The sequence below is a fragment of the Paenarthrobacter sp. NPDC089714 genome (assembly GCF_044748905.1).
Classification (GTDB): domain Bacteria; phylum Actinomycetota; class Actinomycetes; order Actinomycetales; family Micrococcaceae; genus Arthrobacter.
On record NZ_JBIVGX010000001.1, the window covers coordinates 300,294 to 319,394 of the forward strand.

Annotated in this window: 24 protein-coding genes and 1 pseudogene; 22 read left to right on the forward strand and 3 right to left on the reverse strand. The window is 63.2% G+C overall.

Translation table 11 applies throughout. From position 1 onward, the window contains the following. The first annotated feature begins 12 nt into the window (after positions 1-12). From rplN to map, 17 genes are all read left to right on the forward strand, one after another. The gene (gene rplN / locus ACIPY3_RS01335) at positions 13-381 is read left to right on the forward strand and encodes a 50S ribosomal protein L14 (RefSeq protein ID WP_003803789.1); all 369 of its coding nucleotides are present in this window, start codon (positions 13-15) and stop codon (positions 379-381) included. A 3-nt stretch (positions 382-384) separates the two neighbouring features. Beyond that, positions 385-744 (forward strand): 50S ribosomal protein L24, encoded by a 360-nt coding sequence (gene rplX, locus ACIPY3_RS01340; protein ID WP_144659420.1) that lies wholly within the window; start codon positions 385-387, stop codon positions 742-744. Beyond that, positions 744-1,322, forward strand: a complete 579-nt coding sequence (gene rplE / locus ACIPY3_RS01345; RefSeq protein WP_144659421.1) for a 50S ribosomal protein L5 — start codon at positions 744-746, stop codon at positions 1,320-1,322. Before rplX ends, rplE begins: the two co-directional genes overlap by 1 nt. A 78-nt stretch (positions 1,323-1,400) precedes the next feature. Beyond that, on the forward strand, positions 1,401-1,799 hold the full coding sequence (rpsH, locus tag ACIPY3_RS01350) for a 30S ribosomal protein S8 (RefSeq protein WP_397325848.1): 399 nt from the start codon (positions 1,401-1,403) through the stop codon (positions 1,797-1,799). 18 nt (positions 1,800-1,817) lie between these two features. Beyond that, complete coding sequence (rplF, locus tag ACIPY3_RS01355) at positions 1,818-2,354, forward strand: 50S ribosomal protein L6 (protein ID WP_347108069.1); 537 nt, start codon at positions 1,818-1,820, stop codon at positions 2,352-2,354. Positions 2,355-2,357: 3 nt separating this feature from the next. Continuing rightward, positions 2,358-2,741: a 50S ribosomal protein L18 gene (gene rplR, locus ACIPY3_RS01360; protein ID WP_397325847.1), complete on the forward strand. Its 384-nt coding sequence runs from the start codon at positions 2,358-2,360 to the stop codon at positions 2,739-2,741. 29 nt (positions 2,742-2,770) lie between these two features. Continuing rightward, entirely contained in the window at positions 2,771-3,442 is a 672-nt protein-coding gene (gene rpsE / locus ACIPY3_RS01365; RefSeq protein ID WP_397325846.1) for a 30S ribosomal protein S5, read from the forward strand. 2 nt (positions 3,443-3,444) lie between these two features. Next, complete coding sequence (gene rpmD, locus ACIPY3_RS01370) at positions 3,445-3,651, forward strand: 50S ribosomal protein L30 (RefSeq protein ID WP_347108066.1); 207 nt, start codon at positions 3,445-3,447, stop codon at positions 3,649-3,651. After that, on the forward strand, positions 3,651-4,133 hold the full coding sequence (gene rplO / locus ACIPY3_RS01375) for a 50S ribosomal protein L15 (RefSeq protein ID WP_347108065.1): 483 nt from the start codon (positions 3,651-3,653) through the stop codon (positions 4,131-4,133). The genes rpmD and rplO overlap by 1 nt, the downstream gene beginning before the upstream one ends. Positions 4,134-4,317: 184 nt before the next feature. After that, on the forward strand, positions 4,318-5,628 hold the full coding sequence (gene secY / locus ACIPY3_RS01380) for a preprotein translocase subunit SecY (RefSeq protein WP_400329127.1): 1,311 nt from the start codon (positions 4,318-4,320) through the stop codon (positions 5,626-5,628). Between the two features lie 5 nt (positions 5,629-5,633). Then, positions 5,634-6,203 (forward strand): adenylate kinase, encoded by a 570-nt coding sequence (locus ACIPY3_RS01385; protein ID WP_397325868.1) that lies wholly within the window; start codon positions 5,634-5,636, stop codon positions 6,201-6,203. A 112-nt stretch (positions 6,204-6,315) separates the two neighbouring features. Continuing rightward, entirely contained in the window at positions 6,316-7,371 is a 1,056-nt protein-coding gene (locus ACIPY3_RS01390; RefSeq protein ID WP_400329130.1) for a 3-oxoacyl-ACP synthase III family protein, read from the forward strand. After that, complete coding sequence (locus tag ACIPY3_RS01395; protein WP_400329133.1) at positions 7,368-8,162, forward strand: glycosyltransferase family 2 protein; 795 nt, start codon at positions 7,368-7,370, stop codon at positions 8,160-8,162. The genes ACIPY3_RS01390 and ACIPY3_RS01395 overlap by 4 nt, the downstream gene beginning before the upstream one ends. Further along, complete coding sequence (locus tag ACIPY3_RS01400) at positions 8,159-9,346, forward strand: cytochrome P450 (RefSeq protein WP_400329136.1); 1,188 nt, start codon at positions 8,159-8,161, stop codon at positions 9,344-9,346. The genes ACIPY3_RS01395 and ACIPY3_RS01400 overlap by 4 nt, the downstream gene beginning before the upstream one ends. Next, positions 9,336-11,057 carry a class I adenylate-forming enzyme family protein gene (locus tag ACIPY3_RS01405; RefSeq protein WP_400329139.1) on the forward strand — a complete coding sequence of 574 codons (1,722 nt, stop codon included), beginning with the start codon at positions 9,336-9,338 and terminating at the stop codon, positions 11,055-11,057. The genes ACIPY3_RS01400 and ACIPY3_RS01405 overlap by 11 nt, the downstream gene beginning before the upstream one ends. Beyond that, positions 11,054-11,980 carry an NAD-dependent epimerase/dehydratase family protein gene (locus ACIPY3_RS01410; protein WP_400329142.1) on the forward strand — a complete coding sequence of 309 codons (927 nt, stop codon included), beginning with the start codon at positions 11,054-11,056 and terminating at the stop codon, positions 11,978-11,980. The genes ACIPY3_RS01405 and ACIPY3_RS01410 overlap by 4 nt, the downstream gene beginning before the upstream one ends. A gap of 17 nt (positions 11,981-11,997) precedes the next feature. Beyond that, a complete protein-coding gene (map, locus tag ACIPY3_RS01415; RefSeq protein WP_397325838.1) occupies positions 11,998-12,825 on the forward strand; it encodes a type I methionyl aminopeptidase in 828 nt (275 codons plus the stop codon). 62 nt (positions 12,826-12,887) lie between these two features. Here map and ACIPY3_RS01420 read toward each other — a convergent pair. The 3 genes and pseudogenes from ACIPY3_RS01420 to ACIPY3_RS01430 form a co-directional block, all read right to left on the reverse strand. Beyond that, positions 12,888-14,229, reverse strand: a pseudogene (locus tag ACIPY3_RS01420) (ABC transporter substrate-binding protein). A 52-nt stretch (positions 14,230-14,281) separates the two neighbouring features. After that, positions 14,282-15,202, reverse strand: coding sequence for a carbohydrate ABC transporter permease (locus ACIPY3_RS01425; RefSeq protein WP_400329145.1), 921 nt, complete (start codon positions 15,200-15,202; stop codon positions 14,282-14,284). Continuing rightward, entirely contained in the window at positions 15,199-16,176 is a 978-nt protein-coding gene (locus ACIPY3_RS01430; protein ID WP_400329148.1) for a carbohydrate ABC transporter permease, read from the reverse strand. Before ACIPY3_RS01430 ends, ACIPY3_RS01425 begins: the two co-directional genes overlap by 4 nt. 223 nt (positions 16,177-16,399) lie before the next feature. Between ACIPY3_RS01430 and ACIPY3_RS01435 the strand changes: the two genes are divergently transcribed. From ACIPY3_RS01435 to rpsK, 5 genes are all read left to right on the forward strand, one after another. After that, the gene (locus tag ACIPY3_RS01435) at positions 16,400-17,350 is read left to right on the forward strand and encodes a P1 family peptidase (RefSeq protein ID WP_400329151.1); all 951 of its coding nucleotides are present in this window, start codon (positions 16,400-16,402) and stop codon (positions 17,348-17,350) included. Between the two features lie 196 nt (positions 17,351-17,546). Then, positions 17,547-17,768, forward strand: a complete 222-nt coding sequence (gene infA, locus ACIPY3_RS01440) for a translation initiation factor IF-1 (RefSeq protein ID WP_011775571.1) — start codon at positions 17,547-17,549, stop codon at positions 17,766-17,768. A gap of 70 nt (positions 17,769-17,838) precedes the next feature. Further along, entirely contained in the window at positions 17,839-17,952 is a 114-nt protein-coding gene (rpmJ, locus tag ACIPY3_RS01445; protein WP_011775570.1) for a 50S ribosomal protein L36, read from the forward strand. Between the two features lie 196 nt (positions 17,953-18,148). After that, a complete protein-coding gene (rpsM, locus tag ACIPY3_RS01450) occupies positions 18,149-18,526 on the forward strand; it encodes a 30S ribosomal protein S13 (protein WP_021472434.1) in 378 nt (125 codons plus the stop codon). A gap of 51 nt (positions 18,527-18,577) precedes the next feature. After that, a complete protein-coding gene (rpsK, locus tag ACIPY3_RS01455) occupies positions 18,578-18,979 on the forward strand; it encodes a 30S ribosomal protein S11 (RefSeq protein WP_021472435.1) in 402 nt (133 codons plus the stop codon). Positions 18,980-19,101: the final 122 nt, after the last annotated feature.

Below are 19,101 nucleotides of genomic sequence, written 5' to 3' on the forward strand. Positions count from 1 at the left end.
AAGGAGTAAAAATTGATTCAGCAGGAGTCGCGACTCAAGGTCGCCGACAACACGGGTGCTAAGGAAATCCTTACCATTCGCGTTCTCGGTGGATCCGGCCGTCGCTACGCAGGCATTGGCGACGTCATCGTCGCAACCGTCAAGGACGCTATCCCTGGCGGCAACGTAAAGAAGGGTGACGTCGTCAAGGCTGTCATCGTTCGTACCAAGAAGGAACGCCGCCGTGCGGATGGTTCCTACATCAAGTTTGACGAGAACGCAGCTGTGATCCTGAAGAACGACGGTGACCCCCGCGGTACCCGTATCTTCGGCCCGGTTGGTCGTGAACTTCGCGACAAGAAGTTCATGAAGATCGTTTCGCTGGCCCCGGAGGTGCTTTAGTCCATGGCTAAGATCAAGAAGGGTGACCTGGTTCAGGTCATCACCGGCGCCAAGCAGGAACGCGGCGGCGACCGCGGCAAGCAGGGCAAGGTCCTGCGCGTATTCCCGGACACCAACCGCGTGTTGGTCGAGGGCATCAACCGCGTCACCAAGCACACCAAGGTTGGTCAGTCCCAGCGCGGCACCAAGACCGGCGGCATCGAGGTTGTTGAAGCCCCGATCCACGTGTCCAACGTTGCTCTGGTAGACCCGTCGACCAAGAAGCCGACCCGCGTTGGTTTCCGTCTCGACACCGTTGAGAAGGACGGCCGCACCAAGACCGTTCGTATCCGCGTGTCCAAGGCCACCGGGAAGGACATCTAATGACTGAGACTCTCGAGACTCCAGTGAAGATCGTTCCGCGTCTGAAGACGAAGTACGCAGAGACCATCAAGAAGTCCCTGCAGGACGAGTTCAACTACGCGAACGTGAACCAGGTTCCCCGCCTGGTGAAGGTTGTTGTGAACATGGGTGTTGGAGATGCCGCCAAGGACTCCAAGCTGATCGACGGCGCTGTCCGCGACCTCACCCTGATCACCGGCCAGAAGCCGCAGGTAACCAAGGCCCGCAAGTCGATCGCACAGTTCAAGCTGCGCGAAGGCATGCCGATCGGTGCACACGCAACCCTGCGTGGCGACCGCATGTGGGAATTCGTGGACCGTCTGGTATCGCTGGCACTGCCGCGTATCCGTGACTTCCGCGGCCTCAACGGCAAGCAGTTCGATGGCAACGGCAACTACACCTTCGGTCTGACCGAGCAGGTTATGTTCCACGAAATCGACCAGGACTCCATCGACCGCGTTCGCGGTATGGACATCACGGTCGTCACCACCGCCAAGACCGACGACGAAGGCCGCGCGCTGCTCAAGGCGCTTGGTTTCCCGTTCAAGACTGAAAACTAACTACGTAACAGGTCCGGCAGCGCAGGCTCATGAGAGCAAGCGCCGCGGAAACCATTACGAGGAAGGGCTATAGCCCAAATGACTATGACAGATCCTGTCGCAGACATGCTCACGCGTCTGCGCAATGCAAACTCGGCATACCACGACTCCGTGACCATGCCGTACAGCAAGCTGAAGGCACGCGTTGCCGACATCCTGAAGGCAGAAGGCTTCATCGCCGGCTGGAAGGAAGAGGAAGCCGAAGTTGGCAAGAAGCTGACCATCGACCTCAAGTTCGGTCCGAACCGCGAGCGTTCGATCGCTGGTGTCCGCCGCATCTCCAAGCCGGGTCTCCGCGTTTACGCGAAGTCCACCAACCTGCCTCACGTGCTGGGTGGCCTGGGTATCGCAATCCTGTCCACCTCTTCCGGCCTCCTGACTGACAAGCAGGCCGGCAAGAAGGGCGTGGGCGGCGAAGTCCTCGCTTACGTCTGGTAACGGGAAAGGAAGAGAATAATGTCACGTATTGGACGTCTCCCCATCACCGTTCCCGCCGGCGTTGAGGTCAAGCTTGATGGCTCCGTCATCAGCGTCAAGGGTGCCAAGGGCGAGCTGAGCCACACTGTTGCCAGCCCGATCGAGGTTTCCCTCGAAGAGAACACCCTCACGGTCACCCGCCCGAACGACGAGCGCAACTCGCGTTCGCTGCACGGCCTGACCCGTACCCTGATCGCCAACATGATCCAGGGCGTCACCGAGGGCTACGAGAAGAAGCTTGAAATCGTCGGTACCGGTTACCGCGTTCAGGCCAAGGGCGCTGACCTGGAGTTCGCTCTGGGCTACAGCCACCCGGTCAACGTCTCGGCTCCCGAGGGCATCACCTTCGCAGTGGAGGGCCCCACGAAGCTCTCTGTTTCGGGTATCTCCAAGCAGCAGGTCGGCGAGGTTGCTGCCAACATTCGCAAGCTGCGCAAGCCCGACCCCTACAAGGGCAAGGGTGTCCGTTACGCCGGCGAAGTCATCCGCCGCAAGGTCGGAAAGGCTGGTAAGTAAACCATGGCCATCGCAATTAACAAGAAGCGTTCGAACAAGAGCAAGTCTGCTGCACGCAGCCGCCGCCAGCTTCGTATCCGCAAGCGCATCACGGGCACGGCTGTTCGTCCCCGCCTGATCGTCAACCGTTCGGCACGTCACGTGTTCGTCCAGGTTGTCGATGACAGCAAGGGCGTCACCGTAGCTTCGGCTTCCACCCTCGAAGCCGACCTCCGCGCTTTCGACGGTGACAAGACGGCCAAGGCCAAGCGCGTTGGCGAACTCGTCGCCGAGCGTGCCAAGGCTGCAGGCATCGAAGCTGTTGTCTTCGACCGTGGCGGTAACAAGTACCACGGCCGCATCGCCGCCGTCGCTGACGGTGCTCGCGAAGGTGGGCTGGCACTGTGACCGCTGAAAACAACGAAAAGGACATTCAGGTGACTGAAGCTGCAGCTGCTGAAGCAACTGAGACCGCTGCCGCTACCGACGACCGCCGCGGCGGACGTCGTGGCGAGCGCGGCGAGCGTGGCCAGGGCCGCGGCGACCGTGGTGGCCGTGGTGGCCGCGACGGCGGCCGTGAGGCCGAGAAGAGCCAGTTCGTAGAGCGCGTTGTAACCATCAACCGCGTTGCCAAGGTCGTCAAGGGTGGTCGTCGCTTCAGCTTCACCGCTCTCGTCGTCGTCGGTGACGGCAACGGTCTGGTTGGCGTTGGCTACGGCAAGGCCAAGGAAGTTCCCGCAGCGATCGCCAAGGGCGTTGAAGAGGCCAAGAAGTCCTTCTTCCGCGTACCGCGCGTTGGCAGCACCATCCCGCACCGCGTGCAGGGTGAAGCTGCTGCAGGCGTTGTCCTGCTGCGTCCGGCTTCCGCTGGTACCGGTGTTATCGCCGGTGGTCCGGTCCGTGCAGTACTGGAGTGCGTGGGCATCCACGACATCCTCTCCAAGTCGCTCGGTTCCTCCAACGCGATCAACATCGTTCACGCGACCGTTGACGCCCTTAAGCAGCTCGAAGAGCCCGCTTCCGTGGCAGCCCGCCGTGGCCTGCCGCTGGACGAGGTTGCTCCGGTTGCTCTGGTGCGTGCGCTCCAGAACCAGAAGGCAGGTGTCTAGTCATGGCTAAGAACCTGACTCCTTCCGACGCTAAGTTGGAAATCACCCAGATCAAGGGCGTCATTGGCGCCAAGCAGAACCAGCGCGACACCCTTCGGTCCCTCGGCCTGAAGCGCATCGGACACACCGTTGTCCGTGACGCCGACGCCGTGACCGTTGGCATGCTCAACACGGTTCCGCACCTCGTGAATGTTGAGGAGGCGAAGTAATGGCAGAGAACAAGACCGCCGCAGAGGCTGCTGAGAAGCAGAACGCTCTGAAGGTCCACCACCTGCGTCCCGCCCCGGGTGCCAAGACCGCCAAGACCCGTGTTGGTCGTGGTGAAGGCTCCAAGGGTAAGACCGCTGGTCGCGGTACCAAGGGTACGAAGGCCCGCTACCAGGTAAAGGCTGGCTTTGCCGGCGGCCAGCTGCCGCTGCACATGCGCCTGCCGAAGCTGCGCGGCTTCAAGAACCCGTTCCGGGTTGAGTTCCAGGTTGTGAACCTGGAGAAGCTCAACGAGCTGTTCCCGGAAGGTGGCGCTGTCACCGTTGAGTCCCTGGTTGAGAAGGGTGCCGTTCGCAAGAACCAGCCCGTCAAGGTGCTGGGCACCGGCGACATCACCGTCAAGGTTGACGTCACCGCCCACGCATTCTCTTCCAGCGCGGCTGAAAAGATTGCTGCAGCAGGCGGAAGCACCACCGCTCTCTAAGAGTCGGCGGGGCAAAAGCCCGTTGTGAAAGGATCCCGGTTTGCGGGGCTTCGGCCCCGCATGCCGGGATTTTTTTCGTGGTTGTGGACTCTCGATTATTACGACGGCGTCACAAGCGGCTAGACTCGGTTGTTGGGTTTCATTGAGCCCATCCACATCCTTGTACTTAAACTCAGGAGGACGCTTGCTCAGCGCATTCGGACGGGCGTTTCGGACGCCCGATTTGCGACGCAAGTTGTTGTTCACGCTGGGAATCATCACAATCTTCCGCTTGGGAGCTTTCATCCCCTCGCCTGGTGTGAACTACCAGAATGTCCAGCAATGCTTGAATAACGGTGAGACCTCGCAGGGCATCTACCAGCTGGTGAACCTGTTCAGCGGCGGTGCTTTGCTGCAGGTATCCATCTTCGCGCTCGGCATCATGCCGTACATCACGGCGAGCATCATCGTGCAGCTGCTCCGGGTGGTCATTCCCCGGTTCCAGCAACTGTATGAGGAAGGCTCGTCCGGCCAGTCGAAGCTCACCCAGTACACCCGGTACCTGACCATCGCGCTGGGCCTCTTGAACGCGACCACCTTGGTGTCGCTGGCCCGCTCGGGCCAATTGTTGCCTGGCTGCAACCTGCCGATCATTCCCGATGACAGCATCGTTACCACGATCCTCATCATCATCACCCTGACGGCCGGCACCGGCCTCATCATGTGGATGGGCGAACTGGTTACGGAGAAGGGCGTGGGCAACGGTATGTCCCTGCTCATCTTCACGTCCATCGCAGCCGGCTTCCCGCGCTCCCTGGGCTCCATCTGGGAGTCGAAGGGTCCGGGTACGTTCTTCATCGTGCTGGCGATCGGCTTGGTCACTGTGGCGTTGGTTGTCTTCGTGGAGCAGTCGCAGCGGCGCGTTCCGGTGCAGTACGCGAAGCGCATGATCGGCCGCCGCACGGTTGGCGGAACCAGCACCTACATTCCCGTCAAGGTGAACATGGCCGGCGTCGTGCCCGTCATCTTCGCTTCCTCCATGCTTTACCTGCCCGGCCTGATTGCCCAGTTCAACCAGCCCAAGGCAGGGGAGCAGATGGCGCCCTGGATTGAGTGGATCAACAACAACCTCACCCGTGGCGACCACCCCATCTACATGGCGCTCTACTTCGCCATGATCGTGTTCTTCACCTACTTCTACGTGGCCATCACCTTCAACCCTGAAGAAGTGTCGGACAACATGAAGAAGTACGGCGGGTTCATTCCGGGCATCCGGGCGGGTAAACCGACCGCGGACTACCTGCAGTACGTGCTTTCCAGGATCACCCTGCCTGGAGCCCTTTACCTGGGCTTCGTGGCGCTGATTCCGCTGGTTGCACTCGTCCTGATCAACGCCAACCAGAACTTCCCGTTCGGTGGCACGTCAATCCTGATCATGGTGGGTGTGGGCCTGGAAACCGTCAAGCAGATTGATGCGCAGCTACAACAACGTCACTACGAAGGGCTTTTGCGATGACGAGAATGCTGATTATCGGACCTCCGGGTTCAGGCAAGGGTACGCAGGCTGAGCGGATTTCCGAGCGCCTTGGCGTAGTCGCCATCTCCACCGGCGACATCTTCCGGGCCAACGTCAAGGGCGAAACACCTTTGGGCATCGAGGCGAAGAAGTACATGGACGCCGGGGACTTCGTTCCGGACAGCGTCACCAACAAGATGGTCCGCGACCGCCTGGGCGAATCCGACGTCGAGAACGGGTTCCTCCTTGACGGCTACCCGCGCACCACGGCCCAGGTGGACTACCTGGACCACATCCTCGCCGAGGGCGAGCAGGAGCTCGACGTCGTGCTCCAGCTGACCGCCGACGACGAGGAACTGGTGCAGCGCCTTCTCGGTCGCGCCAAGGAAACCGGCCGTTCTGACGACAATGAAGCCGTCATCCGCCACCGCCTTGACCTGTACCACGAGCAGACCGAGGCCGTTGTTGCGAAGTATGCCGAGCGTGGCATCCTGACGCAGGTGGACGGCATCGGCGGCATTGACGAGGTCACCGACCGTGTCCTCACCGCTATCGAGTCGGCGAAGGCCGTCTAAGCAGGTTTGTCCACATAGCCCGTGAAACGGCTCCGGACGCAAAGGGTGTGTCCCGTACGATTGGTGCGGGACACACCCTTTTCCTTTTCCGCGGCAATCTTGGGGGAACCGCATGCATGGAGTCTTTTCCGGGAACAGCCGGATCGCGGGCCTGGAGGTCTACCTGCCACCCGCTCGCCTGGACACGGCCGCCGTCGAGCGTCGCATCGCTGAGTCAAGCCCCGGGTTCCGCGTACCGAGAGGCCTCATTGGACGGGTCACCGGGATCAGGACACGCAGCGTCATGGCTGAGTCCGAGCAGGCCTCCGATCTTGCCGCCAACGCCGCGGCAAAGGTTCTGGCAGGGTGCGGGCTGCAGGCCCCGGACGTTGACCTGCTGATCTTCGCCTCGGCCAGCCAGGACATGGTGGAGCCGGCTACCGGCCACATGGTCGCCGCAAAACTGGGGCTGCAATGCCCCGTGATGGACGTCAAGAACGCCTGCAACAGCTTCCTGAACGGTGTAGAGGTGGCAGACTCCCTGATCGCTGCCGGGCGTTATGCGCGGGTTCTGGTGGTCACGGGCGAGTCGCCGTCACGGGCTGTACGGTGGTCGGTGCCGGACTTCGAGACGTTCGCAGGCAGCTTCCCCGGGTACACCATGAGCGACGGCGGTGCTGCCGTGCTGCTCGAGGCCGCGCTCCCGCCCGCCGCGGGCACCGGTTCCGCGAAGGCGGGGTCGGAGGGAATCCTCGCCATGGCGTTCACGGCCAAGAGCAGCCACTGGTCCGTGGGGACGTTGGCCGGGGGCGGATCGGCCTTCCCCCGTGACCCCGAAGCCACCTACTTCACCATGGATGGGGAGAAGCTCAAGGACGCGTTCCTGGACCTTGGCTGTGAAGTGCTGGACCAGACCTTGGAGAGCCTGGGCATGAAATGGGAGGACTTCGCTGTTGTCTGCGTGCACCAGGTCAGCGCCCCCTACCGGGAAATCTTTGCTGAGCGCGCAGGAGTGCCGCAGGGCAAATTGGTGCCCACAGTAGAGGAGTTCGGCAACCTCGCGTCCGTGAGCTTGCCGCTGCAGCTCAAAATAGCGATTGATGGAGGGCGTTGCGGCCCGGGTGACGTGGTGGCACTGGTTGGTTTGGCCGGCGGGGTGAGCCTGGGAATGGCCGTGGTGCGGCTGTGAACACAGCGCAGTCCGGATCCCTGGGCAGCCTGGCTCCCACCCGGCGTTTGTCCATCGCCGTGCCCATGCTCAACGAAGCGAAGCTGGTCAGGCAGACCTTGGAGTCCCTCGCTGCCCAGGTCGAGGCCAACTTCACGGTTGTGGTGGTGGATAACGGTTCCACTGACGGCAGTTGCGGCATTGTGGAGGCGTTCGCCGCAGAGAACCCCGGCATGGATATCCGCCTCCTGCACGAGGCGGAGAAGGGCACTGGCGCGGCCGCCGATACCGGGATGCGCTTCGGCGTTGACCACGGCGCCACGTGGCTGGCACGGACCGACGCCGACTGCCTCGCCGCGAGCGACTGGACGGCCCGCATCGTGGCCGGATTCGAGGCGGGGCTTGAACTCATCGCCGGGCAGCTTGTACCGCGGCATGACGAGGGCATCACGGCCGCAGAGCGGAGGATGATGCTGCTGGCTGTTGAAGTGGCGTCGTTCTTCGGCAGGATCCGTCCCGGCAACAAGGGAGAGGGCTACCTGGGTCCCTACCAGATGCTGCCGGGTTGCAACATGGCCATCACCTCCGACATGTACCACCGTTCCGGAGGCTTTCCGAGGACCCGCATCGAGGATCTGCACGAGGACCGGGCACTGTCCAACCAAGTACGGAAACTGACCCGCAACTACGCGCTGCGCCGAGATGTGGTGGTGTACGGCTCTTCCCGGCGGGTGAAGGCTTGGGGGCTGAAAAACACCCTGGCCTGGTATGCGGACCACCGCTACCGTCCCGAGCACGTAGACATCCGATGACGGGTTCCGTCATCGCAGCAGAGCGCTGGGAACGCAGGGTCCAGCTGGGCGCCCATCCGGTGCTCTATCCGCTGGTCCGTTCGCTGGGTGCGTTGGGTCCCGTGCTTCGTCTCCCAGGGCTGGGCGTTTTGGTCAGCGAAGCGTCCCTGGTCCGTGGTGTGCTGATGGACGGGGAGCGATTCGTGAAGAACGGAGCCTCGGCCTCGGGTGGCTTGTGGACCCCGGTGGTGGGTCCGCGGGCGCTGGTCAACATGGACGGAAAGGACCACCGTGAACTGCGGCGGAAGCTGGCCGACCTCTTCACTCCGGGCTCCGTCGCGGCCATGGTGGAACCGGCCAAGGAAAGTTTCCTCTCCCGTGTGGAGCAGGGACTGGACAACGGGGCCGGGGTGGACCTGGTGGATTGCGTTAAGGAGCTGGCCGGGGGAGTCATCTCCCGGCTGTTGGGCGTGCCCGATGACGCGCCTGGGCGTTTGCCGGACAGGGAACTGTTCAATCTCGGTTCCTCGATTTCCTCGCTGGTCCGCTTGGGTCGCCCCAGCCTGACGCCGCGTCAGGCCGCCAAGGGGCGTGCCGCCGTCGAGCTTCTGGCCGGTCCTGCGAGGGCGGCCTTCCACGGGAATGACCCCAGAACGTTCCCCGGCCGGCTTCGCAGCTTGGGCATGACCGAGGAAGAAGCCTTGGGCATCATCAGTGCCTTCGTCATGGTGGGGACGGAGACGCTGGTTTCCTTCGTGCCGCGGTTGGTGGCCTTGCTGAGCGATTCCGGACGGGTTTCTGCGCTCGCGGCCGATCGTTCCGGCCTACCTGCGGCGGTCAACGAGGCTTTGCGGTACACCGTGCCGTCACCCATGATGCTCCGGAACGTCGTTGTTGACGGAGCCATCGGGGCAAAGGCAGTCCGCACCGGCGATCGTATCCTCTTGTCCACCGTGCATGCCGCGAAGAGCCTGGGAGGATTTGATCCCCACCAGCCCACGCCGCCGCAGGCCCGGCAGTTGTGGTTCGGGGCCGGTCCCCACTTTTGCATCGGCATGCCGCTTGCCATGGCGGAGATCAACGCTGCCCTGGACGTGCTGCTGGACAGGTACCTCAAGAAGCCCTGGACCATCCCGTCCAGGAAGGTCAGCACGGGCGTGCTGATCCCGGGTTACCAGAAACTGGAGTTGGCCAATGGAAGCTGACGGGCACACGGATTTGGTGGAGGCTGTGTATGCAGCAGCCGCGAAGGTCCCGGACCATCCTGCAATCACGGCCCCCGGCCGGGCTCCCGGAAAGCGCAGCCAAGGAAAACCCGGAAAGACCATCACCTACCGCGACCTTGTGGCCGGAATCGAGGCGACCTCCACCCGGCTCCAGGACCAGGGCTTTGGCTCCGGAGAGCGGATGCTCTTTTCCGTCAGGCCAAGCCCCGCCGCCTTCATCCTCGCCTTGGGCGCCGTCAGGGCCGGCGGCTCTGTAGTGTTCATCGATCCAGGCATCGGTCCTTCCCTCTTCCACGACCGGGCCGAACTCGCCGCTCCCCGCTGGGCGGCCGCGGAATCGCTGCTGTATGCGCTCAGCACCAGAAGTCCCCTGCGGCCACTGGCCCGTCGGCGGGGCCTGCTCCTTCCCGATTACGGGGCCATGAACGTCCGGCACTATTACGCGGGACCGTGGCTACCCGGAGTTCCGGGCGGAGCCACGGCGGTGGGGAAGTTGCGGCGTCCGTTGCCTCAGGCCGTAACGGCTCCCGGAATACCGGCGGGCTCGGACTCGGAACTCCCCTCCGGCGATTCCGGACAGGAAGCGGTGATCATCTTCACCTCGGGGACCACAGGAGCCCCCAAAGGTGTGGTCCACACCCGGAGTTCGCTTGCCGCGGGCTTCAGCCAACTCACCCGCCGCTGCACCTTCGGGGAAGGCGACCGGATCCATTCGGAGCAGCTCATGATGGGCCTTCCCGCCCTGATCGCCGGTGCCCATTGGACCATGCCGGCCTATGGCTTCTCCGCCCACATCGACCCCCTCCGGTTGGCACGCGAGCTGGGGCCGGTTGTTGGGAAACGAGACGGCTATGGCGCGGCAACCCATCTCTTCCTTGTTCCCTCGCAATTGGCGCCCATCCTGGACGCCGTGGAGGACGGCTCTGTCCGGCTTCCGGCTACGTTGAAGACAGTGATGCTGGGTGCGGCTCCTGTCCTGGCGCCTTTCCTTCAACGTGCCATGCACTTGCTGCCGGGCGTCGATTTCAAGCTCATCTACGGCATGACGGAACTGTTGCCCATAGCGATCGCCGACGGCTCGGAAAAACTTGCCTTCGCCGCGGGGACCACTGCCGAGTTCACTGCGGCTGATGGAAGCGGTGAAGGAGACTTCCTCGGGGAACCGCTGCCCGCCGTCGGCATCCGGGTGGGGGAGGACCACGAACTGTTCGCCCACGGTCCCAACATGTGCCACGGCTACCTTGGCGAGAAACCCATGGCGGAACACGCCACGGGGGACCTGGTTCGCCTGGACCACGGAAAGGACGGGCCGGGTGGGCAGGCCCGGTTGGTGATGATCGGGCGGAAGAAGGACATGATCATCCGAGGAAAGACCAACATCTATCCGGCCTTGTATGAACCAGTGATCGCCGGCGTGGAAGGCGTGCAACAGGCCGTGATGATCGGCGTGGCCGACTCCATTGGCGACGAGTCCGTGTGGCTCGCCGTGGTGCCGGCGCCGGGCCACAGCGCCGAGGTCCTCCGGGCACGGCTGGCGAAGGACCTACCCCGGCTGATCGACGAATCCGCCCTTCCGGACCGCGTGGAACTACTGGACACCATCCCGGTCGCCGGACGCCACAGGAAGCCTGACCGTGCGGCCCTTCGGCGGCAGTTCGCTGACACTGCGCTTGCCGTGGACCACGCATGAAAATCGCCGTCACGGGAGCTACCGGATTCATCGGGGCAGCCGTAGCCCAGGCCGCGGAAGCCCGGGGCTGGGAAGTGGTCCGCTTTGCCCGGCGCACAGGTGATGGCCTTTCTTACTGGGATCTCGACGGCCTTGCGCCGGCGCGCTTACCGGATGTAGACGCCGTCGTCCATGCCGGTGCCTTCGTCGCTGACTGGGGCGACGCCGGGCAGTTCCACCGCACCAACGTCCTGGGGACACGGGCGGTGGCTGAGGCGTTTGCGGGAACACGCCTGGTGCACATCTCAAGCTCAAGCGTCTACCCATGGTGGGAGCCGTGCCGCAACCGTCGCGAAGAGGAGCCTGCAACACGCCACCTCAACGCCTATGGTCGCAGCAAGGCGCTCGCGGACATCGAGGCCAGGAAGCACGGCAATGCCCTGGTCTTGCGGCCGCACGGTGTCTATGGCCCAGGGGACCGTACCCTCTTGCCGAGGCTCGTCGGTAACATCCGTGGGGGACAACTCCTGAGTGTTGGCCACCCCGCGGTGAGGCACCAACTCACGCACATCAGCAACCTGACCGGCGCCGCGCTCGCTGCCTGCACCTCAGGGCTTCGGGGAGCCGTCAACGTCGCTGACGCGGAACCGGTGGAGCTCGGTGACGTGCTGCGGCAGGTACTGGATGTGACCGGACATGGAGACGTGCGGATCCGCTGTATCCCCTTCGCCGGGGCTATGGTCATGGCGCGTGTTTCGGAGACAGCCGCCTTGGCAACCAACAGGCCGCCGCGGCTGACGCGGTACGCCGTGAGCCAGTTGGGACGCGAACGGACTTACTGCTTGGACAGGCTCCGGGACGGCCTGGGGGTCGAGCCAATTTCGACCTCGCTGTCGGATGCTGGAAAATGGTTGGAGCATGGGGCCCGATCGGCACCCGTATAAACTTTCCAGAGGAGAACATGGCGTTCGGTCAGCCCCGCATTGAATACAAGTCCAACGAGCAGATGCGCAAGATGCACGAGGCCGGCCTGGTGCTCAGCCGTGCGCTGGACGCTGCCGTTGCGGCGGCGAAGGCGGGTGTGACCACCAAGGACCTGGACGACGTCTTCGCGGCGGTCCTGAATGACGCCGGAGCCAAGTCCAACTTCCTCGGTTACCACGGCTTCCCCGCCACTATCTGCACCTCCGTGAACGAGGAAGTGGTGCACGGGATCCCGGGTGGCCGTGTGCTGCAGGACGGCGACATCATTTCGATCGACGGCGGCTGCATCGTGGACGGGTGGCACTCGGACTCCGCCCGTACCGTGATTGTCGGCACGGCCGATCCGGAGGACCAGCGCCTCTCGGACGTCACGCAGGCAGCCATGTGGCGGGGCATCGCCGCGCTCGCCAAGGGCAAGTTCGTGGGGGACATCGGCAACGCGATCGATGATTACGTTTCCTCCGTTCCCGGCAAGCCGCTGGGCATCCTTGAGGACTACGTAGGCCACGGCATCGGTTCCGAGATGCACATGGCACCGGATGTCCTGAACTACCGCACCAACCACCGGGGTCCCAAGGTCCGCCCCGGGCTGTGCCTGGCCATCGAGCCCATGCTGGTGCGCGGTGGCATCGAGACCGCCACCCTTGACGACGATTGGACCGTGGTGACCACCGACGGCAAGCGATCCTGCCAGTGGGAACACTCCGTCGCTGTCCACGAAAAGGGCATCTGGGTCCTGTCCGCGCCGGACGGTGGCGCAGAGCAATTGGCGCCGCTCGGCGTCGTGCCTGTTCCGATTCCGTAGCAAACCCAAAAGAAAGCGCGGAGCTGCCATGCAGCCCCGCGCTTTTTCATGCAGCCGGGAGGCTACGCCTTCAGCTTGGGCTTCACATCCTTGGTGTAGATGCCTTCAAGCGTCTTCTTGAGTTCGGTCATGGTTGCCTTGACATCGCCCTGCTGGGTGAGGATCTTGGCGGCAGCCTTGGCCATTTCCTGGTCCGCACCGGGCAGGAAAACACGGGCGTTGTCCTGGACACGGGTGACCGCGAGCTGGTCCATGGCAGTCTTGATCTGCGGGGTGGCTGCCAGGACGGCCGACATGTCCGCCGAAAGCCGCGTGGGCATGTAGCCGGTTGCGGCCGAGAACGCGGCAGTGTTCTCGGGTTCGGTCATGAACTTGAGGAACGTGGCTGCGGCGAGCTGCTCTTCCTTGCTGATGCCGCTGGGGATACCCAAGCCTGCACCACCGGTGGGGCGCACGCCCGTGGCAACCTCGGGGCCGCCCGGCAGGAAGCCCACGCCGACGTTGAACTTGGCGGCCTTGAGCACGCCGAGCAGCGAACCGGTGGAGGAAATCGTGGCGGAGGCGATGCCCGCAGCGAAGTCGTCGGCAGCTTCCTTGGAGGAAACGCCGGCCCATGCGTCCTTGTAGATGGAATCCTGCGCCCACTGGAGGGCAGCCACTGCTTTGTCCGAATCACACGTGATGTCCCAGTCCTTGGACCAGCTGCCACCCCAGCCCCACAGGTTGTTCTGCAGGGTCCAGCCTGCATAGCCCGCCAGGGCGGGGTACATGTAGGCGTGCTGCGCACCGGAGGATGCCTTGAGCTTGGGTGCCCACTCGGCGAATTCCTGCCACGTGGCCGGAGCACGGTCCGGAAGGCCAGCAGCCTTGAAGTGGTCCTTGTTGTAGTAGAACAGCGGGGTGGAACGGCCGTAGGGAAGGGCCCACTGCTGGTTGTCGTACTTGTAATCGTCAACCATTTCTGGAAGTCTTCGAGCTTGATGTCCAGCTGCTTCACGAGCCCATCCAGGGGGATGATGCTGCCGTTGGAGAAGTAGCGGAACCACCACACATCGGAGAGGACAACCAGGCCGGGCAGGCCGGTCTTGGCAGCCTGCGGGGTCTGGAACTTCTGGGCAATCTCCTCGTAGTTGGCGCCCGCGGTCACCAGGTTCACCTTGATCTCCGGGAACTTGGCGTGGAATTTGTCGATGATGGATTTTCCACGTCCTGGGACTTTCCCGGGTGGTTGGTCCAGAAATCGATGGACGCGGCTGGCTTGACGCCGCTGAAGTCGACGGCCGCCGATTCGATGGTTGTTCCGGGGCCCGCCGTCGACGGTCCACCGCAAGCGGCCAGTGCCGCTGCTCCGGCGCCCAGGCCTGCGAGGCCAAGGAAATGCCGACGGTCAAGATTCGTGCGCATAGTGCTTCCTCTCAATGACTGACTTCGATGCGAAATAGTGCGGGTGGAGTTGTTAGCCGGTGACGCTGCCTTGCGTCAGGCCGGCGACGATGTAGCGCTGCAGGGCGGCGAAGACCAGAAGGATGGGGACAATCACCAGGACTGCGCCCGCCATGAGGATTCCCCAGCCCGCGCCGTTGCCCTCGGAGTTCTGCAGCAAGGTCAGGCCCACCGGGAGCGTCATGGTCTCGGGCCGGTCGGTGATGATGAGCGGCCAGATGTAGTCGTTCCATTCACTGACCACGGTTACCAAGGCCACGGTCGCCACCGAGGGCAGGGAAACAGGCACAATGATTTGCCACAGACGTCGCCAATGTCCGGCGTCGTCGATCTCGGCCGCTTCCAGGATGGACTGCGGGAGGGTGAGGAAATGCTGCCGGAGCAGGAAGGTTCCGAATGCCGTACCCAGGCCGGGGAGGATGATGCCCCATAACGTGTTCTTTCCTCCCATGCCTGCGATCAGGATGTAGTTGGGCAGGATCGAGACCTGCGCCGGAACCATGAGGGCCACCAGGATCAGCACGAAGATGACGTTCTTGTACGGGAACCGGACGAACACTAAGGCATACGCCGTCAGGATCGCCAGGACCACCTTGATGGTGGAACCGACGGAGGTGACGATCAGGCTGTTGGCGAAGAACTGCGCGAACGGGACGGTGGTCATCGCAGTGGCATAGTTCTCAAGGTTCAGCGACTGAGGCAGGATCTTCAGGTCCGTGGTGACAATCTCGCCGGGCTGTTTGAAGGAGCTCAGCAGCATCCACAGCAAGGGCAGGAAGACCACCAGCGTTGCCACGAGGAGCGGGACATATCCGGCGGCCAGCGTCTGGACCAGGTTGGACCTGGACAGCGGCCGCGGTACGTGGGGTGGCTGCGGTGCTGCTGGGTCCGGGTCCGTGGGACGTACGACGGCGGCGGGAGACTGGGCGCTCATGAGTAGTGGACCTTTCGCTCAACAAAGCGCAGTTGGAGGACGGTGATGACCAGCAGGATGGCGAAGAGGACCACCGAAATCGCGGCCGAATAGCCTGCCCGGTTGTAGGCGCCGAAGGCCTGCAGATAGGCCTCGTAGATCAGCGTGCTGGTGCCGTTCCCCAGCGGCGTCATGATGCGGATGAGGTCGAATGCCTGCAGGGAGCTGAGCATGGTGGTGATCAGGAGGAAGAACGTGGTGGGGGAGAGCAGGGGGACCGAGATGTTGAAGAACCGGCGGATGTTGTTGGCTCCGTCCAACGCCGCAGCTTCCATGACGTCGCGGGGGAGGGACTGAAGGCCCGCGAGATACACCACGGCGCAGTAGCCGAGGTTCTTCCAGACGTACACGATGATGACCATCACCAAGGACAACTGGGGATCGTTGATCCACTGCGGGCTCTGCTGTCCCAAGCCACGGAGTATCCACGCGAGGACTCCGTAGCCGGGGTCGAAGATAAACAGCCACACCAGGCCCACACCCACGCCGGAGAGCACGTACGGTGCAAACACCGCCGAACGGGCGAACGTGGTGCCGCGGACCTTCGAGTTCAATGCCAGGGCCACCAGCAGCCCGAGCACCATGGAACCGCCCACCGTCACGACCGTGAAGATGCCCGTGGTTTCGAGGACCTTGGCTGCGTCCTCGCTGGTGAAGAACGTGATGTAGTTCTGCAGCCCCACCACCGTTGCCGACGCCGAACCCAGCGTCCAGTCCAAGGTGGAGTAGTAGATGTTGTTGATCAGCGGCCAGTAGGTGAACGTGGCAATCAGGGCGATGTTGGGCAGGGCCATGGCGAGGAAAACGACGAAGTCCTTGCGGCTGCGGCCGGACCACCGCTTGGCGTAGCGGCCAGGTGCGGACCCGTTTGGGGGCGGCACCGCGACCGGAACGCCCGAACGCTCAGGGAGGGTGTTGACGAGTCGGGTAGTCATGGATCACTTACGTTGTGAGGCGAACTTTGGGTGCCGGCCCGGATCGGGGCGGCGGGAGACAGCCCTAGCTCACCACAGTGCCGAGGCTCCGTTGGACCAAAAGTGGGCACCGTACCGATAGTTGGCTGACACTTCCGGACCCGTTTACTCACCGTTACTCCGGAGTTCGAATTCGAGGCCGGGCTACCAGTTGGCCGCACCGCTTCAGGTGGAGAATGGAGCCATGGGTCAGATAACCGATGTTCCAGGAATCCGGATTGGCCACACCCAAAAGAACGACGGCGGGTGGCTCAGTGGCGTGACCGTCGTCCTTCCGCCGCCGGGAACCGTGGGGTCGGTGGACGTGCGGGGTGGGGGACCAGGGACGCATGAGACCGACGCCCTGGACCCGACCACCTTGGTTTCCACTGTGGACGCCGTTGTCCTCACGGGTGGGAGCGCCTTCGGATTGGTGTCCGCGCATGGGGCGCAGCAGTGGTGCGAAGAACAGGGGAGGGGCTTCGCGGTTCCCGGGACCGTTGTTCCGATCGTTCCTGCCGCCGCTATTTTCGACCTCGGTCGCGGTGGTGACGTTCACGCCCGCCCTGACACCGGCATGGGTTACCAGGCAGCCGCCGCAGCGTTCGCCTCAGGCGACCATGCCGCCGTCGTGCGCGGAAACGTCGGTGCCGGAACCGGTGCCGTCATAGCCAGAGGCCAGTACAAAGGGGGCGTGGGCACGTCGTCGATCGAACTCGAGGGTGGGGTCATTGTTGGAGCTATCGCCGTGGTGAACGCGCTGGGTTCGCCGGTGTTTCCTGCGGGCCCGCAGCCACGTGGCGAGGCGCCCGGCGCTGAACCGCAGGGGCTCAACACTACGCTCGTCGTCATTGCTACCAACGCTGTTTTGGATGTCGCCGAGTGTAAGCGGACCGCCAGTTCGGGTCACGCTGGCCTGGCCAGGGCCCTCGACCCGTCCCATACCCTCGCGGACGGTGACACCGTGTTCGCCCTGGCGACTGGCGCCGTCGGGCTTGACCGCAGCACCGACCAGGCGCGGCAGGTGTCCCTGATGACGCTCCAAAGCGCGGCGGCGGAGGCAGTGCGGTTGGCGATCCTGGACGGCGTTTCGGCCGCGGAAAGCATCACGACGGCGGCCGGCAGCTTCCCCGCTTACCTCGCCTCTGGAGGGTGACGGGGACGCCCGCGTGCGCTACCATGATCGGATTTAACTTTCCCGCCCGAGTGGCGTAGAGTTGTCTGTTGGTTGTCTGTACAGCCACGCCCTTTTTGGTGTGGTGGTTCCAAGAGGACCAAAGCAAACAAAAAACGTCCGCTGGATCGCCGGTGCCTAACCGGAGGACTGCGGCAAACAACAGTTAGCGGAGGATATGGCCAAGAAGGACGGGGTCATTGAGATCGAGGGCGTTGTGACTGAGGCGCTGCCCAATGCGATGTTTCGCGTTGAGCTCACCAACAAGCACGTCGTTCTCGCGCACATCTCTGGGAAGATGCGTCAGCACTACATTCGTATCCTCCCCGAGGACCGGGTAGTGGTGGAGCTGAGCCCGTACGACCTCACACGTGGTCGTATCGTCTACCGCTACAAGTAAATTGCTGGGCGGCTAAGGCAATGCCTTGGTTGCTCCAGCTGATCAACTGCTAAACACGCAAAGGAACGCCATGAAGGTCAAGCCGAGCGTCAAGCAGATCTGCGACAAGTGCAAAGTGATCCGCCGTAACGGCCGGGTCATGGTGATCTGCGAGAACCCGCGCCACAAGCAGCGCCAGGGCTGATTCCCCGCAAGGGAACCAGCGCCCGCAAGGGCAAACCTGGGTTGCTTAACCCACGCAAGTAAATAAAGGCAGCACAAGCTGAGCTGGGACGCTTTACAGAGCCCGGACAGCGAACCCCCGGTCGGAGGCTGGGGCCGCATGGAAAATGCGGGTGTACTGCCTACGACCTCCGGTTTATTCAAGGAGTACCGCCACTATGGCTCGTCTCGCTGGCGTAGACATTCCCCGCGAAAAGCGGTTGGAAATTGCGCTTACTTACATCTACGGCGTGGGTAAGACCCGTGCACACGAAACCCTGGCTGCCACCGGCATCAGCCCTGACGTTCGCGTCAAGGACCTGACTGACGCCGAACTGGTTCAGCTGCGTGACTACATTGAAGGCAACTACAAGGTTGAGGGTGACCTTCGCCGCGAGGTAGCCGCCGACATCCGCCGCAAGGTTGAGATCGGCAGCTACGAAGGCCTGCGCCACCGCAAGGGCCTGCCCGTACGCGGTCAGCGTACGAAGACCAACGCTCGTACCCGCAAGGGCCCGAAGCGCACCGTCGCCGGCAAGAAGAAGGCCGGACGTTAATCCCTCGGGATTGACCTGGTTTTCCCCCGATAACTTTCTGTAGGAGAAACAATGCCCCCGAAGACTCGTGGAGCGGTCCGTAAGCCGCGTCGCAAGGATAAGAAGAATATTGCGCTTGGACAGGCGCACATCAAGAGCACCTTTAACAACACCATCGTGTCCATCACGGACCCGACTGGCGCTGTGATCTCCTGGGCTTCCGCCGGTGAGGTTGGCTTCAAGGGCTCCCGTAAGTCCACCCCGTTCGCTGCCCAGATGGCTGCCGAGGCTGCTGCAAAGCGCGCCCAGGAGCACGGTCTGCGCAAGGTTGACGTTTTCGTCAAGGGACCGGGTTCGGGACGCGAAACCGCAATCCGTTCGCTCCAGGCTGCTGGCCTTGAGGTTGGCTCCATCCAGGACGTCACCCCCAGCGCCCACAACGGTTGCCGCCCGCCGAAGCGCCGCCGCGTCTAATTAGGTTCAACCTGCCTGACGGCCGGGCCTGCTTGTGGATCCACAAGCATGGTCCGGCTGGTCAGGCTGGAAACCGAAGCCGATTTCCACCACCTGTGTTGCGTCATATAGCGGATGCTCGC